The organism is Pseudalkalibacillus sp. Hm43 (assembly GCF_054170705.1).
On the sequence record NZ_CM135129.1, the window covers coordinates 3,192,110 to 3,205,847 of the forward strand.

At 44.1% G+C, this 13,738-nt stretch carries 12 protein-coding genes; 6 read left to right on the forward strand and 6 right to left on the reverse strand.

Going from position 1 to position 13,738, the window contains the following annotated elements; genetic code table 11:
* Nucleotides 1–148: 148 nt before the first annotated feature.
* Nucleotides 149–1,279: a mechanosensitive ion channel family protein gene (locus tag ACXQIQ_RS16615; RefSeq protein ID WP_439301268.1), complete on the forward strand. Its 1,131-nt coding sequence runs from the start codon at nt 149–151 to the stop codon at nt 1,277–1,279.
* Nucleotides 1,280–1,320: 41 nt separating this feature from the next.
* Here ACXQIQ_RS16615 and ACXQIQ_RS16620 read toward each other — a convergent pair whose 3' ends face one another.
* The 6 genes from ACXQIQ_RS16620 to ACXQIQ_RS16645 form a co-directional block, all read right to left on the reverse strand.
* The gene (locus ACXQIQ_RS16620) at nt 1,321–1,719 is read right to left on the reverse strand and encodes a VOC family protein (RefSeq protein ID WP_439301267.1); all 399 of its coding nucleotides are present in this window, start codon (nt 1,717–1,719) and stop codon (nt 1,321–1,323) included.
* A gap of 64 nt (nt 1,720–1,783) precedes the next feature.
* Entirely contained in the window at nt 1,784–2,878 is a 1,095-nt protein-coding gene (locus ACXQIQ_RS16625; protein WP_439301266.1) for a GerAB/ArcD/ProY family transporter, read from the reverse strand.
* Between the two features lie 18 nt (nt 2,879–2,896).
* Nucleotides 2,897–3,133 (reverse strand): hypothetical protein, encoded by a 237-nt coding sequence (locus ACXQIQ_RS16630; RefSeq protein WP_439301265.1) that lies wholly within the window; start codon nt 3,131–3,133, stop codon nt 2,897–2,899.
* 12 nt (nt 3,134–3,145) lie between these two features.
* Entirely contained in the window at nt 3,146–4,303 is a 1,158-nt protein-coding gene (locus tag ACXQIQ_RS16635) for a Ger(x)C family spore germination protein (RefSeq protein WP_439301264.1), read from the reverse strand.
* Nucleotides 4,304–4,315: 12 nt separating this feature from the next.
* The gene (locus tag ACXQIQ_RS16640; protein WP_439301263.1) at nt 4,316–5,875 is read right to left on the reverse strand and encodes a spore germination protein; all 1,560 of its coding nucleotides are present in this window, start codon (nt 5,873–5,875) and stop codon (nt 4,316–4,318) included.
* Nucleotides 5,876–6,042: 167 nt separating this feature from the next.
* Nucleotides 6,043–6,477: a DMT family transporter gene (locus tag ACXQIQ_RS16645; protein WP_439301262.1), complete on the reverse strand. Its 435-nt coding sequence runs from the start codon at nt 6,475–6,477 to the stop codon at nt 6,043–6,045.
* A 441-nt stretch (nt 6,478–6,918) separates the two neighbouring features.
* On the opposite strand from ACXQIQ_RS16645, the gene ACXQIQ_RS16650 reads away from it, so the two are divergent.
* The 5 genes from ACXQIQ_RS16650 to ACXQIQ_RS16670 all read left to right on the forward strand — a co-directional run bounded on the left by ACXQIQ_RS16650 (nt 6,919) and on the right by ACXQIQ_RS16670 (nt 13,715).
* Nucleotides 6,919–7,809, forward strand: coding sequence for a nitrilase-related carbon-nitrogen hydrolase (locus ACXQIQ_RS16650; protein ID WP_439301261.1), 891 nt, complete (start codon nt 6,919–6,921; stop codon nt 7,807–7,809).
* 167 nt (nt 7,810–7,976) lie between these two features.
* Nucleotides 7,977–9,344: an NAD(P)-dependent oxidoreductase gene (locus ACXQIQ_RS16655; RefSeq protein ID WP_439301260.1), complete on the forward strand. Its 1,368-nt coding sequence runs from the start codon at nt 7,977–7,979 to the stop codon at nt 9,342–9,344.
* A 40-nt stretch (nt 9,345–9,384) separates the two neighbouring features.
* A complete protein-coding gene (gene preA / locus ACXQIQ_RS16660) occupies nt 9,385–10,671 on the forward strand; it encodes an NAD-dependent dihydropyrimidine dehydrogenase subunit PreA (protein ID WP_439301259.1) in 1,287 nt (428 codons plus the stop codon).
* 31 nt (nt 10,672–10,702) lie between these two features.
* Nucleotides 10,703–12,118: a dihydropyrimidinase gene (gene hydA, locus ACXQIQ_RS16665; protein ID WP_439301258.1), complete on the forward strand. Its 1,416-nt coding sequence runs from the start codon at nt 10,703–10,705 to the stop codon at nt 12,116–12,118.
* Nucleotides 12,119–12,254: 136 nt separating this feature from the next.
* Nucleotides 12,255–13,715: an NCS1 family transporter gene (locus ACXQIQ_RS16670; RefSeq protein ID WP_439301257.1), complete on the forward strand. Its 1,461-nt coding sequence runs from the start codon at nt 12,255–12,257 to the stop codon at nt 13,713–13,715.
* Nucleotides 13,716–13,738: the final 23 nt, after the last annotated feature.

The window sequence follows — 13,738 nt, forward strand, 5'->3', positions numbered from 1 at the left end:
GATGGTGCCAGGTACCTTTTTAGACCCGTTGGTACACAAGGGGAGTGAGAAGGTACCTGGCACTTCAACGACTTTGTTCATTTCCATCTTATGATACACTTGAGATTATCTAACATTAATTTGAGGCTGTATAGGGGATGGTGAAAGTATGGTCGGTTCAACAATCAACTTCGGTGTGGAATGGGAGAAGTTTCTGTCTCACTTTGATTGGATAGATACACTCATCTTCTTCGGTTTCGTATTGTTCATGTTCATCGTACGTTCAGTCATCATCTATTCATTACATAAAGCAGAAGAGAAGAGCGAACGATTTCAAAATCGGCTCGGTCCAGCATTAAAGTCGATTACGAATTGGGTGACGACTTACGGCATCATCGTTTTCGTGCTCATTTACTTTGCGGATGCGGGCTGGATGTTTGGCAGTATCTTTTCAATTGGGAAGGTTGACGTTTCATTCTTTTTGATTCTTCTCGCTGTGTTGATCATTTCCTTTGCGAATCGGACGTCTAAAGTGATTACTCAGTTCTTGCTACCAAACGTTTATGACAGGTATCAACTGGACCGTGGTCTCCGGTTTACGTTCAACCGGATTTTCCACTATATCATCATGGTCTTTGCGATTTTGATCAGTTTTACGACTGTCGGAATTGATATGAGTGCGCTGACCGTATTTGCAGGTGTTCTTGGTGTCGGTATCGGGTTTGGAATGCAGAACATCGCCTCCAACTTCATCTCTGGTCTGATTATTTTGTTCGAACGTCCAATCAAGGTAGGAGACCGCGTCATCATTAACGATGTAATCGGTGATATCGAGAAAATCAACATGCGAGCGACGATCATCCGGACGCTTGATAATGAACGGATTATCATGCCGAATTCCTATTTCCTAGAAGAAGAGGTCGTCAACCGGTCGTATGGTGACCCTAGGCTACGACTCGTCATTCCGATTGGTGTCGCCTACGGCTCTGACGTCGAGCAGGTGAGGGAAGTCTTGTTGGAAGCTGCTCAGGAGGAGTTTGAAGCATCAGAAACCGTATTGATGCAGCCGCCTCCTTATGTGAACTTCACGGGCTTTGGCGATTCATCTCTCGATTTTGAATTATTCATCTGGATCTCCAATCCGGAATATGTCATCCAGATCAAGAGTAATCTGAACTTCAGAATCTATCATCTTTTGAACAAAAACAACATCGAGATTCCTTTTCCACAAAGAGATCTGCATGTTCGTAGCATAGACCAGAAACTCATCTCGAGCTATCTCGATAACAATAACAAATGAACGAAAAAACGGACCTGGCCAGGTCCGTTTTTTACATCTTATTAATCGTGTTCCGTTGAAATCTGCCACGTCAGGCCGAATTTATCTTCTACCCGACCGAACATTGCTCCCCAGAACATCTTTTCAAATGGCATTAATACTTTGCCGTCTTCTGAAAGCTTTTGGAAAACAACATGTGCTTCTTGTTCTGTTTTATATTCGAGAACCAAATTGATTTGTGTCCCTAATCGAACTGGCTCTTGCACTGCATCTGCCATGAAAAAGATCTGATCGGCAGCACTCAGCGTCAGGTGCATGACTTTATCTTTGATGGACTCATCGACATTAGGAGCTTGTTCAAATGTTTGTACACTGACGACCTCACCGTTCAAAGCATAGGCATAAAATTCGGCTTGCTTGCGAGCATCCTCACTGAATATGTATGGGTATAAATTTGCCACTTTCAACACTCCTTTACTTTTAAATAAAGTATATCAGACAACCTCCATCTCAAAAATTAAATCTTTATGAAGACTGCCTTTTAAAAAGACTCCTGATTGTAACAATGACGAGTGGGACGAAAGCTAAGAAGAACGCGAGAATAGTTTCCATGATCGAACCGCTTTCCCCTAGCTCCACTTCATTTTCATACATCGTCAAGGAGAAGAGGAAGACAAGGAGAGCGTTCGGGAAGACGAATGCCCGTTTGTCAGACAGATTGAACAACTGCGTCATCACCTCATTGATGATGAAGAGCATCAAGGTGATCTTCATGTAAGATCCGATGATCAGAGCCATTCCAAAAACCGATTCAACCCGCTGGATGATCTCACCGATTTCAATGATTCTTGCAGCTTGATAGATCGGAAACTTCTCACTCATAGCAATCGGCCCAAGAATCATAATGGATGCAACAATGGTAAAGGCGAGAATCAATCCATTGAATAAGAGTCCCGCATACATCCACCGTTTGAAGGGCTTATCCTTTTCCATTTTTAAAAAAGGTAAGATCATCGCAAAATACATGATGTCCATATAGGGGAATCCAAACCCGACATAAGCTCCGTGTATGACCGGCTTCCAACCGTCCGGAACGACTGGCAATAGGAATTCCGGATGATAATGTGTGATGTTCAAAAGGAAAATCATCAAGATAATGAAGAGGACGAAGAAGAGAAGCCCGTTGAACATCCTAGCCATCACTTCGACACCTGATCGGACCGTCAATCCAGCCACCATCAATATGAGAAAATGAAACACATACAATGGCGTTTCTTTCATCATCGAAGTCGTGAAGAACTGCCCCATTCCATAGGTGATGTTTGCGTTGAAGTGAAACAAGAGCAATAAGAATGGTACGCCAAGGATTAACGCCAGTGGTTTCCCTAATAGTTTTTTTGAGTACTGGATATAGGATTCATCAGGGTAGCGTTCATGGAGACGTAAGATCAGGGCCAGGATAAGAAAAGAGAAAGCGTTGATGATCAGGATGGAGATCCATGCCCCATTTTGGGCAATACCAATCAAAGGTCCTTGAATATTGAGGATAGAGGACCCGGTAATGAATGCTTGAAATAAAATGATGATCTGCCAATTGCCGACTGATTCAACTTTACGCATGGTATACCACCCTTAATTTTAAGAGGTGAAAAATTTCAATATTCCCCTGGCGGGCATCTCGAATGGCCAATCCAAAAGGTCATTTAAGTTAAATCCATCTGTCCCTGTAACGAACAGAAGGCTTAAATAGAAGGAGAGGAGAAGGACACCCATATAAAAGATGTTTTCTTTACGTTGATGCTTCGTCCGATCCAATAGACGGGTATACCCCAATAGCAGGTAGACAATCACCATAATGATTATGTGTTCGGACATCCTCAACACCTCTTATTCTTTAAAAAATGGTTTGCCAATGTCTGCTCCGGAGTTAACGATGTTCATGCTCACTTTGACATCGAAATCCACTTTACTGAAAATTTGTGGCCACTCTTTTTTGATCTTCATCCATTGTTTCGGATCCTTACGATAGATTTCATTCCCAAGGCCGATTAGGTCGATTTGATCCTCTTGTATCTGTTTAAGTGTTTGTTCCACATTGTCTAAGACGACTTTCTCCACTTTTTTGTTGTATTGATCGACCTTTTCACTTTTATCAATTGACGTGCATTTCAATTCACCGATACTTCCCTCAAGCGTGATGGCAATCTGGACGGAAGTTTCCTGCTCCTTAGCTTGAGTGTTCATTTTAGTTTTAGCACTGGCTACTTCAACGGTTTCCTTTAATCCAGCATCATTCTTACAAGGTATTTCAACGATACCGGATCCATATTCGTTCAACAGCATGAGCAATGCTTCCGTTTGGAGTGGAGTAATTTGCCCGGTCATTTTTCCCTTTCGAAAAGTGGCAAGTCCAGATACAAAAGGCTCACCTTCCTCAGATTGTTTATAGTAGGGCATTTTGCTCGTTTGTAATTCGCTGTTCATTTGCCTACCTAATGATAAAAGGTTCACTTCCATTGTTTTGGAACTGAATCTGTGTGCAGCTTTACCTACTTCTTTCAATTGTTGACTCATCGTGTTTTCAATAAACGGTTTGCCTTCCAAATATTCTTTCGCTTTTCCTTCTGTAACCCCTACATTGATCAACAGACGGGGCTCATGATCTCGATAGAAAAATTCGAGCATCTCACCGATATGCCTAGATTCTGCTAGTTCGTCACTGATTAAGATGATTCTCGTGTGACTCCATTGAGCTTTTCGACCTAAACGATTCGTAATATCTCGGATCGCTTCAAATGCGCTGTCACCACGGGTTTCAATGTTTACGAACGCTTTATCGCCACCTCCGCCTGCACTTCCGATCTTGGGGGCAGGTTTGATGAATTGAGTTGTCAATTCAAGCATGTTCTCATTTTCCTCAGAAAGATCAAGAGCAATCGCTTGAACGAAACCATAAATCGGCAATTCTTTATGATCCCAGCATCCGCTTAATAAAAAAGTGGAGCTGAACAACAAACATATGGCAATCCACTTTCTACAATACATCACTAAAACACCTTATTTCATTTTGGAATTCGGGCTTAAATCATCACGTTGATGTCGTCTTAATTGAACTGATAATGGTGAGCGGAAAAGGAATTCGTATAACACACCTCTTCGGATAGGACCAAGCGGTGCGAAATACGGCTGCCCCAATGAACGTAGACCAGCTAAATGTAAGTAGATGAGCAGAAAACCGATCATCAATCCGAATCCGCCCAATACCGCGGCAGCAAACATCAATGGTATTCGGAGAATACGTGCGGACGTCCCAAAGTCGTATTGTGGGATTGAGAAAGACGCAATCCCTGTCAGTGCGACAACTACGACCATCATTGGAGACGCGATTCCGGCATTGATGGCTGCGTCTCCAATGACCAAAGCACCGACAATACTGACTGCTGAACCGATCGGTCTGGGCAACCGTAACCCCGCTTCTTGGAGCAATTCGAAAAAGAAGATCATGATAAGTGCTTCTACTAAGGCTGGAAAAGGCATGCCTTCACGTGTATCCAAGATCGCCATCAACAACACGGTTGGGATCAATTCGGTATGGAAAGTGGACAAAGCGATATAAATACTCGGTAACGTCAGACTGATAATGAAGCCGATAATCCGAAGCGAGCGGATCAGTGATGAAAAAATCGTTCTTTGATAATAATCAGAAGGGGATTGGAAAAACTCCGTAAATAAGCCAGGACAAATCAAAATGGTCGGTGTCCCGTCCAATAAGGCGATGATTTTCCCTTCTAATAAAGCTGATACGGCAACATCCGGTCGTTCGGTCGTCCGATATTGCGGAAAAGGAGAAAACGTCGAGTCTTCAAAAAGCTCAGCGAAATAGGAGGTTTCCAGAATTTCTTCTTCATTGACTTTTTCAAATTTCTTTTTGAACTCTTTTAACGTATCTTCTGGTACAGCGCCTTCCAGGTAAGCATAGGCAGCTTTCGATTTTGTATTGTTTCCGAGATTTTTTATCGTAAATTTCAATTTCTCGGTTTTCAACCGTGACCGAATCAGCCCGATGTTCTTTGTCAGATTTTCGATCGTACCTTCGCGTGGACCGATGATCGACACTTCATTCTGAGGCTCGCCAACCGATCTCTTTTCGACTGAAAACACATCGAAGGCCAATGCTTTGTTCCAATTATGGAAAAGGATGACGATATGACCTTCAAGTATCTTGTCGCGGACTTCTTCTTGCATTTCGACCAATTCAAAAGCTCGAGAACTTACACCATGTTTGATGAAGAACCGTTTGACATCAAATAGGTCTACTTCAGTTGCTGGACCGACTTCATGGGTCACGAGGTCTTGCATGACCTCTTTCAATAGATTCGCCTTTTCATTCTGTACAATCGTTTCACAGAAAACGACCAAAGCCTGTTCTTTGAACTCTTTACTATATTGATACGTGTGATAGACGATGTCCTGGCAATCTACAAATATATCCTTCAAGGCCGTTTCGTTTTTTTTCAGGTCCGTTGAGAGTTCGGTTTTTTCCTGATTAGTATTAGAGTTGTTAGAATCCTTCTGGTTTTGTTTCGCTTGCTTTTGCCAATGTCGTCTCAGTCTCATTAGAAAAGCTCCTTTACCATACATAACGTTACTGATTATCCTTCCAAATATTTGAAACAAGTATGCATTTCGAGCACCTAGATCGGAAATCAAGATCAACAGAATTTACGAAAACCGCCAATAAAAAAAGAGCCCTTAAGCTTAGGGCTCCCTTTAGATATGTATTATTATTTTTTTGTTATGAAAAAGAGCGCTGCAAGTAATAAGATGAAGCCGAATATCCGTTGACCATCAATCGGGATCTGTTTAACACCTAGAAGTCCGAAATGATCGATTAAAGAACTTGCGATAAGTTGAGCGGCGATCACAGTGACCAGAACAGCAGCTACGCCAATTCTTGGCACTGATAAGACCATCGTATATACATAGAATGCTCCAAGGATTCCTCCGGTAAGTTGCCACTTTGGAACCGTGCTTGCTTGGAGGATATTCCCCTTTCCAAAGACAAGCATAATGATCAGCAGCGAAACTGTCCCAATCAAAAATGACAGGAATGCACCTTCAATAACACCGATCTGTTTTCCGAGTCCACCGTTTATGCTTGCTTGGACAGCGACCGCCACACCGCCCATGAATACGGTTATGATAATGATCCAGTTCATTGCACGAACATCTCCTATCCCCGGTAGAAATGGTACAATTTTCTTCTAACTTTAACACAAAGTTAAAAAGAGGGAGAGCATTTCATCAAAAATGAACGAAACGACAAAAAAACAGTTTATTTCGGAAAAATTTCTACAATCTTCTCAGAATAGGTATGATATGTTTTGCTTTACAGAGCCTGTTTCTACATCTAACCAGGCGAAACCACACCACCCCATCACCACTGAAAATCATCATCAATTAGCCCATAATTCCCCATTTTTATCCATCGACTTTTACAGAATGAACAACAAGCTAAAATCATTTTTTGACACTATGTCAAATGTAAACTTTCTTTCGACATCGTAAAATAGACTTAAGATTCAAATAATTCTGTCAAAATAGCATGTTTTCAATGAAACACTACATATCAATTCAGATTTTTAAAGGAGGAATTGTGAATGTCAGATTTAGTGAAGATTGGGTTGATCCAGGCAAAACATGACGTAGACGGGAATGAGCCGGTATCTGTTCATAAGGAAAAATCGATTGAAAAGCACATTAAACTGGTTCGGGAAGCTGCCGAGAAAGGTGCGCAGATCATCTGCTTGCAGGAGATCTTTTATGGTCCTTATTTTTGCGCAGAACAAAATTCGAAATGGTATGACTCTGCTGAAGAAATTCCAAACGGACCAACCACTGCACAATTCATGTCACTTGCCCGGGAGTTAGGTGTCGTCATCGTCCTTCCCATCTATGAACGAGAAGGCATCGCAACCTATTACAATACGGCTGCTGTCATTGATGCAGATGGATCCTACCTTGGAAAATACAGAAAACAGCACATCCCTCATGTAAAAGTAGGAGACGAAGGCTGCGGATTCTGGGAAAAATACTATTTCAAGCCGGGGAACATGGGCTACCCGGTATTTGATACCGCATTCGCAAAAGTGGGTGTCTATATTTGTTATGACCGTCATTTTCCTGAAGGAGCACGACTCCTTGGATTGAAAGGGGCTGAGGTGGTCTTCAATCCATCAGCAACAGTCGCAGGGTTGTCTGAATATCTTTGGAAGCTTGAGCAACCTGCACACGCGGTCGCCAACGGATATTACCTCGGGGCGATCAATCGTGTCGGCACAGAAGGTCCCTGGAATATGGGAGAATTTTATGGACAATCTTACCTCGTAGACCCTCGAGGAAGTTTTGTTGCGATGGGCAGTCGTGATCAGGATGAAGTAATCATTGGTGAAATGAATAAGAAAATGATACGTGAAGTACGGGATTTATGGCAATTTTATCGTGACCGTCGACCAGAAACATATGGAGAAATGACGGCATTACTACCATAAGTAAATCGTAAGCTGACTTTTTCTAAGCAGAGACTTCCTTCACACCATGACAATACGTCAGTTTCTTTAAAGGTGTGTGATGGTTTACTCAAAGATCAAGTCAGCTTCTTAATTTTACATGACGAAAGAATGGATAAACGAGACTACTCCTAAAGGGGGCCTTACAATTGCCGAATACGGATAAATTCCATATTTCATTGACTGATTTGTCCCGTAATTTTAATGAAGTTGAGCCAGCTTTGACGAACAGGGAAGCGGTTGAAGAAGCGAACCGCTGCCTGTATTGCTATGATGCACCATGCATTACAGCTTGTCCGACAGGGATCGATATTCCGAAGTTCATCAAGAAAATCGCCTCTGGGAACATGAAAGGTTCTGCGACAACGATTATGGACGCCAATCCTGTCGGAGCGAGTTGTGCGAGGGTTTGTCCGACTGATGAGCTTTGTGAAGGGGCATGCGTTCTGAATCATTCTACGAAACCCATCATGATCGGTAACCTTCAACGACACGCCACAGATTGGGCGATTCAGAATGACCAGGTTCTTTTTCAAAAAGGTAAGAGCAATGGTAAAAACGTTGCGGTCATTGGAGGAGGACCTGCAGGGCTTTCTTCAGCTCGTGAACTGGCTCGTCTTGGATACGATGTGACGATCTACGAAGCTTCAGAGCAAGCTGGAGGCTTGAATACGTATGGAATCGTATCCTTCCGTCTACCGCAAAAAATCTCGTATTGGGAAGTCGATCAAGTAAAGGGTCTCGATGTCAAAATCAAGACGAATACAGCTGTCGGTAAGGATATACCGGCTGAAGAGATTCTTTCCAATTATGATCGAGTCGTTATGGCTGTCGGGATGTCCTCTGTACCGAACCTTGGTATTGAAGGAGAAGAACTCGATGGTGTCTATGATGCGATTGAGTTTGTGAAAGATACGAAAACCAAACCACTCACCGACCAATTCGTCGGAAAAAATGTTGTGGTCATCGGCGCAGGAAATACCGCGATTGACGGTGCAACCTGTTCTGTTCGATTGGGTGCTGAAAATGTCAAAATCCTCTATCGAAGGACGCATGAAGAAATGACGGCTTATGATTTCGAATATGAATTCGCAAAGCAGGATGGCGTGGAGTTCAGATGGCTGACCCAACCGGTCAAGATTCATGGAGATGCTGGTGGAAAAGTCCGGGCGATCGAATGTATGAGGATGGAACTTGGTGAACCAGGAACAGACGGAAGAAGACGACCAAAACCGGTAGAAGGATCGAATTTCATGATTCCAGTCGACGCGGTCATCAAAGCGATTGGTCAAACACGACATCTCAGTCTGATCGAACAATTCGAATTAGAGCATGCCGATGGCGTCGTCCAAGTTTCTGAAACATATCGCACGTCGAATCCGAAAGTGTTCGCTTGTGGAGACTTGGTCTTTGGTAAAGGAAAAGGTGAAGCGATGGTCGTGACTGCGGCCCAACAAGGGAAAAAAGTGGCATACGCCATCCATCAGCAATATAAACAAGAATCGTTGACCGTATAGAGGAAGTGAATGAACCGAGAGAAGAAAGGGGCGTATATGAATGGCAGATTTACGAACGAGCTTAGCTGGCATTGAATCTCCAAACCCATTTTGGCTCGCATCGGCACCACCGACGAATTCCGGTTATCAAGTCCAACGGGCATTTGAAGCTGGATGGGGCGGAGCAGTTTGGAAAACGCTTGGAGAACCGATTTTGAACGTCACATCCCGATTTGCAGCGGTCAGTTTCAATGGGCAGCGGGTAGCGGGTTTCAATAACATCGAGTTGATTACAGACCGGCCACTGGAAGTCAATCTGAAGGAAATCTATGAAACAAAGAAAAGGTTTCCGAACCATGCGGTCGTAGCTTCTTTAATGGTAGAGCCAAAACAAGAGAAATGGCATGAAATCGTCAAAAAGGTCGAAGAAGTCGGGGTCGATGGACTCGAGCTGAACTTCGGATGTCCGCACGGAATGGCTGAGAGAGGAATGGGATCGGCTTCTGGTCAAGTTCCTGAACTTGTGGAGAAGCAGACGTATTGGGCGAAGGAAGCTGCCCAGACACCCGTCATTGTAAAATTGACACCGAATATCACCGACATTACCGCAACCGCTGAAGCCGCCGTTCGCGGAGGAGCAGACGCGGTCAGTATGATCAATACGATCAACAGCCTGGCTGGAGTCGATCTTGACTCGTGGAATACGATTCCGCATGTCGGCGGGAAAGGTGCACATGGTGGATATTGTGGTCCGGCCGTTAAGCCGATTGCCTTGAACATGGTCGGAGAATGTGCACGTCATCCACGCATCAACGTACCGATCTCAGGTATGGGCGGTGTGTCCAATTGGCAAAATGCGGTCGAGTTCATGCTTATGGGAGCTTCAAACGTTCAAGTTTGTACAGCTGCCATGCACCATGGATTCCGGATTGTTGAAGATATGATCGATGGTATGAACAACTACCTTGATGAGAAAGGGATTGCTTCAGCACGCGATCTTGTTGGGCAATCAGTACCGAAATATTCCGACTGGGGAAATCTCGATCTTAACTACAAAATCGTTGCGCGAATCAATAATGATGTTTGCATCAACTGTAACAAATGCCATATCGCCTGTGAGGATACATCTCATCAATGTATCGATATGCTGCAGGATGGACATGGAAACGCCTATTTGGAAGTAAGAGAAGAGGACTGTGTCGGTTGTAACCTTTGCTCGATTGTGTGTCCAGTCGATGGTGCGATCGATATGATTGAGATCGAAAGTGAACACCCGCCAATGACCTGGAACGAACGTCAAGCAATCCTTAGTGGCGTTCAGGATGGAAAAGCGAACATCGTCAAATAACTTCATTCATTTTTGAAAGGAGCCTGAAAAAATGAAAAAAATCATTAAAAACGGAACGATTGTCACTGCTTCAGATACGTATTGTGCAGAAATTATGATTGAAAATGAACGTATAGTAGCCATCGGTGAAAATCTAGATACCCAAGGAGCAGAGATCATTGATGCAAAGGGATGTTATGTGTTCCCTGGTGGCATCGACCCGCATACCCATCTGGAAATGCCATTTGGTGGGACCGTTTCAAAGGACGATTTTGAAACAGGAACGATGGCGGCCGCTTTTGGTGGGACAACAACTGTTATCGACTTCTGTCTCACCAATAAAGGAGAACCCCTCCAAAACGCCATTGATGTTTGGCATGAAAAATCTAAAGACAAAGCGGTCATCGACTACAGCTTCCATCTGATGATTTCTGAGTTGAATCAAGACGTGTTGAATCAGCTTCCAACCATCATGGACAAAGAAGGGATCACTTCCTTCAAAGTTTTCATGGCGTATAAGAATGTATTCCAAGCGGATGATGAAACGTTGTACCGCACGCTTGTCATGGCAAAAGAACAAGGTGGTCTCGTCATGGTACATGCGGAAAATGGGGATGTCATCGATTATCTGATCAAGGAAGCATTGGATAAAGGCAATACCGATCCAATTTATCATGCACTAACCCGACCACCTGAAGTAGAAGGGGAAGCGACTGGAAGAGCCGCTCAATTGACGGGCCTTGCTCATTCGCAACTTTATGTTGTCCATGTCTCTTGTGCAGAAGCTGTGTACAAAATTGCAGAAGCACGAAACAAAGGATACGACGTTTGGGGAGAAACATGCCCTCAGTATTTAGTGTTGGATCAAACGTACCTTGAGAAACCGAATTTCGAAGGGGCGAAGTATGTCTGGTCTCCTCCACTGAGAGAAAAGTGGAACCAGGATGTCCTTTGGAATGCGTTGAAAAACGGTCAATTACAGACGCTCGGCTCGGACCAATGCTCGTTCGACTTCAAAGGACAAAAGGATCTTGGTAAAGGAGACTTCTCGAAAATCCCGAACGGAGGACCGATGATTGAGGATCGCGTATCCATTCTCTTCTCAGAAGGCGTCAAAAAAGGAAGAATTACGCTGAACCAGTTCGTAGACATCATGTCTACCCGGAATGCAAAGCTGTTCGGCATGTTCCCTAAGAAGGGTACCATCACAGTTGGAGCGGATGCGGATCTCGTCATTTTCGACCCGAATGTGGAGCGGACGATTTCAGCGAAGACCCATCATATGGCGGTCGATTACAACGCATTCGAAGGAATGAAAGTGACTGGAGAGCCGGTTTCTGTCCTCTCTCGAGGTGAGTTTGTCATCAAGGATAAGAAGTTCGTCGGAAAACCTGGGAAAGGGAACTATTTGAAGCGTGCACGCTATAATCAACTGTTGAATCCAGTTGATGATAAGCTGACCATTTGATACATGTCCATAGCGATTAAAAGTTGAGTAGAAAGGAGGGGGAGTGACCCTGAAAGCCCGAGTCATGTGCTTCGCTTTTGGGGTCACAACCGTGCACGCCGGTTGCAGTTGAGAAAGGGTATAAGGAGTGATTGTATTGAGTAAAAGAGAAAGTTATTTGAAATCCCCTGACCTATTACCGATTGGTCAGGACGGAAGAAAGATTACAACACTTGGCTTTTCCTTCATGTGGGTCGGTATGGTTGTGGTTCTTGCGACATTTGCAATCGGTGGAGCGGGCGTCATTTCGCTTCCACTGCCACTGGTCATTTTAGGGACCATCATCGGATCGGTTGCGATAGGATTGTTCATCGCTTTGATTGCGGATATCGGTATTGAACATGGGCTTTCCTTTCCGGTCTATATGCGTGCGCCATTCGGTACGATGGGTACGCACATTCCGTCCATTGTTCGTGGCGTAGCTGCATCCATGTGGTTCGGGATCAATACGTATTTTGGTGCGACTGCTATGAACGGAATTTTGGGCATGTTGTTTGAGTTCAACAACTGGCTTGCTTGTTTCTTCATTTTCGCTTTCGTTCAGTTGTTGAATACAGCACTCGGAATCAAGGCGGTAGAACGCTTTGCCGATATGGCAGCTCCGACAATCATCCTGATTTCCATTTGGATGTTCTTGGAGCTATCCGGTACTGCAGCAGCAGAAGGTCGAAATGTATGGACGTGGACAGAGAACCCGGTGACAGGAGCTGAAGCGTTTACGGCATTCTTAGTTGTCATCTTCAGTAATATGGGCTTCTGGGCAACCTTGTCAGCAGATATACCTTCCATCTCCCGCTTCATCAAAGCACCGAGCTTTGAACGGAATTGGTTTAAACGTAACAAAGGAGCCATCATCGGTAGTTTAATAGCTTTGCCTCTGACCCAGACTTTCATGATCATCATCGGTGCGGTAGCATATATCGCTGTGCAAAATTATGACCCGGTCATTGCTCTCCAAGAGACCGCAACTGGTGTTGTACTTGGCGTCTTACTACTCATGATTGTCCTTGCTCAATGGTCGACGAACATATCGGCGAATATCGTTCCCGCCGCTACAATTTTCTCCAATGTCGGAGGTCCTAAGTTCCCGTTTTGGGCAGGGGTTTTCGCAGCTGGAGTCGTCGGGACAGTCGTCCAGCCATGGAGTTTGTTCGGCATCATCATCCCTGTCTTGCTGATTGTTGGTGGAATTCTGTCCGCCATTGTCGGTATCCTATTCGCTGACTATTACTTATTGAGAAAACGTAGAGTGAATGTGTACGATCTTTATAAATCAGAAGGCCAATTTAAATATGCTGGTGGGGTGAACATCGCCGGTTTCATTTCCTGGGTAGTAGGTGCAGTCGTTTCCTACTTCTATCCAAGCTACTCTTTCCTCATCGGTTTCATCTTAGGGGGCGCATGCTACTACGTCCTTTGTAAGTATTGGTATTTCAACAAATATAAGCAAGCGGAAATTGAAGATCCGAGTGATGAACGATTCCTCGGCATTACGGTAGGGCGCAATTGGAATTTGGATGATGAAAAGGTTCCGGTGAAATTGAAGGACGCAAAGTAAAACTATGTATCTTTGAACTTACC

What these genes read in the sequence shown, in the direction of transcription:
- ACXQIQ_RS16645 (WP_439301262.1), bottom strand. Translation starts at nt 6,477, where the DNA reads ATGAACTGGATCATTATCATAACCGTATTCATGGGCGGTGTGGCGGTC.
- hydA (WP_439301258.1), top strand. Translation starts at nt 10,703, where the DNA reads ATGAAAAAAATCATTAAAAACGGAACGATTGTCACTGCTTCAGATACG.
- ACXQIQ_RS16615 (WP_439301268.1), top strand. Translation starts at nt 149, where the DNA reads ATGGTCGGTTCAACAATCAACTTCGGTGTGGAATGGGAGAAGTTTCTG.
- ACXQIQ_RS16630 (WP_439301265.1), bottom strand. Translation starts at nt 3,133, where the DNA reads ATGTCCGAACACATAATCATTATGGTGATTGTCTACCTGCTATTGGGG.
- ACXQIQ_RS16640 (WP_439301263.1), bottom strand. Translation starts at nt 5,875, where the DNA reads ATGAGACTGAGACGACATTGGCAAAAGCAAGCGAAACAAAACCAGAAG.
- ACXQIQ_RS16635 (WP_439301264.1), bottom strand. Translation starts at nt 4,303, where the DNA reads ATGTATTGTAGAAAGTGGATTGCCATATGTTTGTTGTTCAGCTCCACT.
- ACXQIQ_RS16625 (WP_439301266.1), bottom strand. Translation starts at nt 2,878, where the DNA reads ATGCGTAAAGTTGAATCAGTCGGCAATTGGCAGATCATCATTTTATTT.
- ACXQIQ_RS16650 (WP_439301261.1), top strand. Translation starts at nt 6,919, where the DNA reads ATGTCAGATTTAGTGAAGATTGGGTTGATCCAGGCAAAACATGACGTA.
- preA (WP_439301259.1), top strand. Translation starts at nt 9,385, where the DNA reads ATGGCAGATTTACGAACGAGCTTAGCTGGCATTGAATCTCCAAACCCA.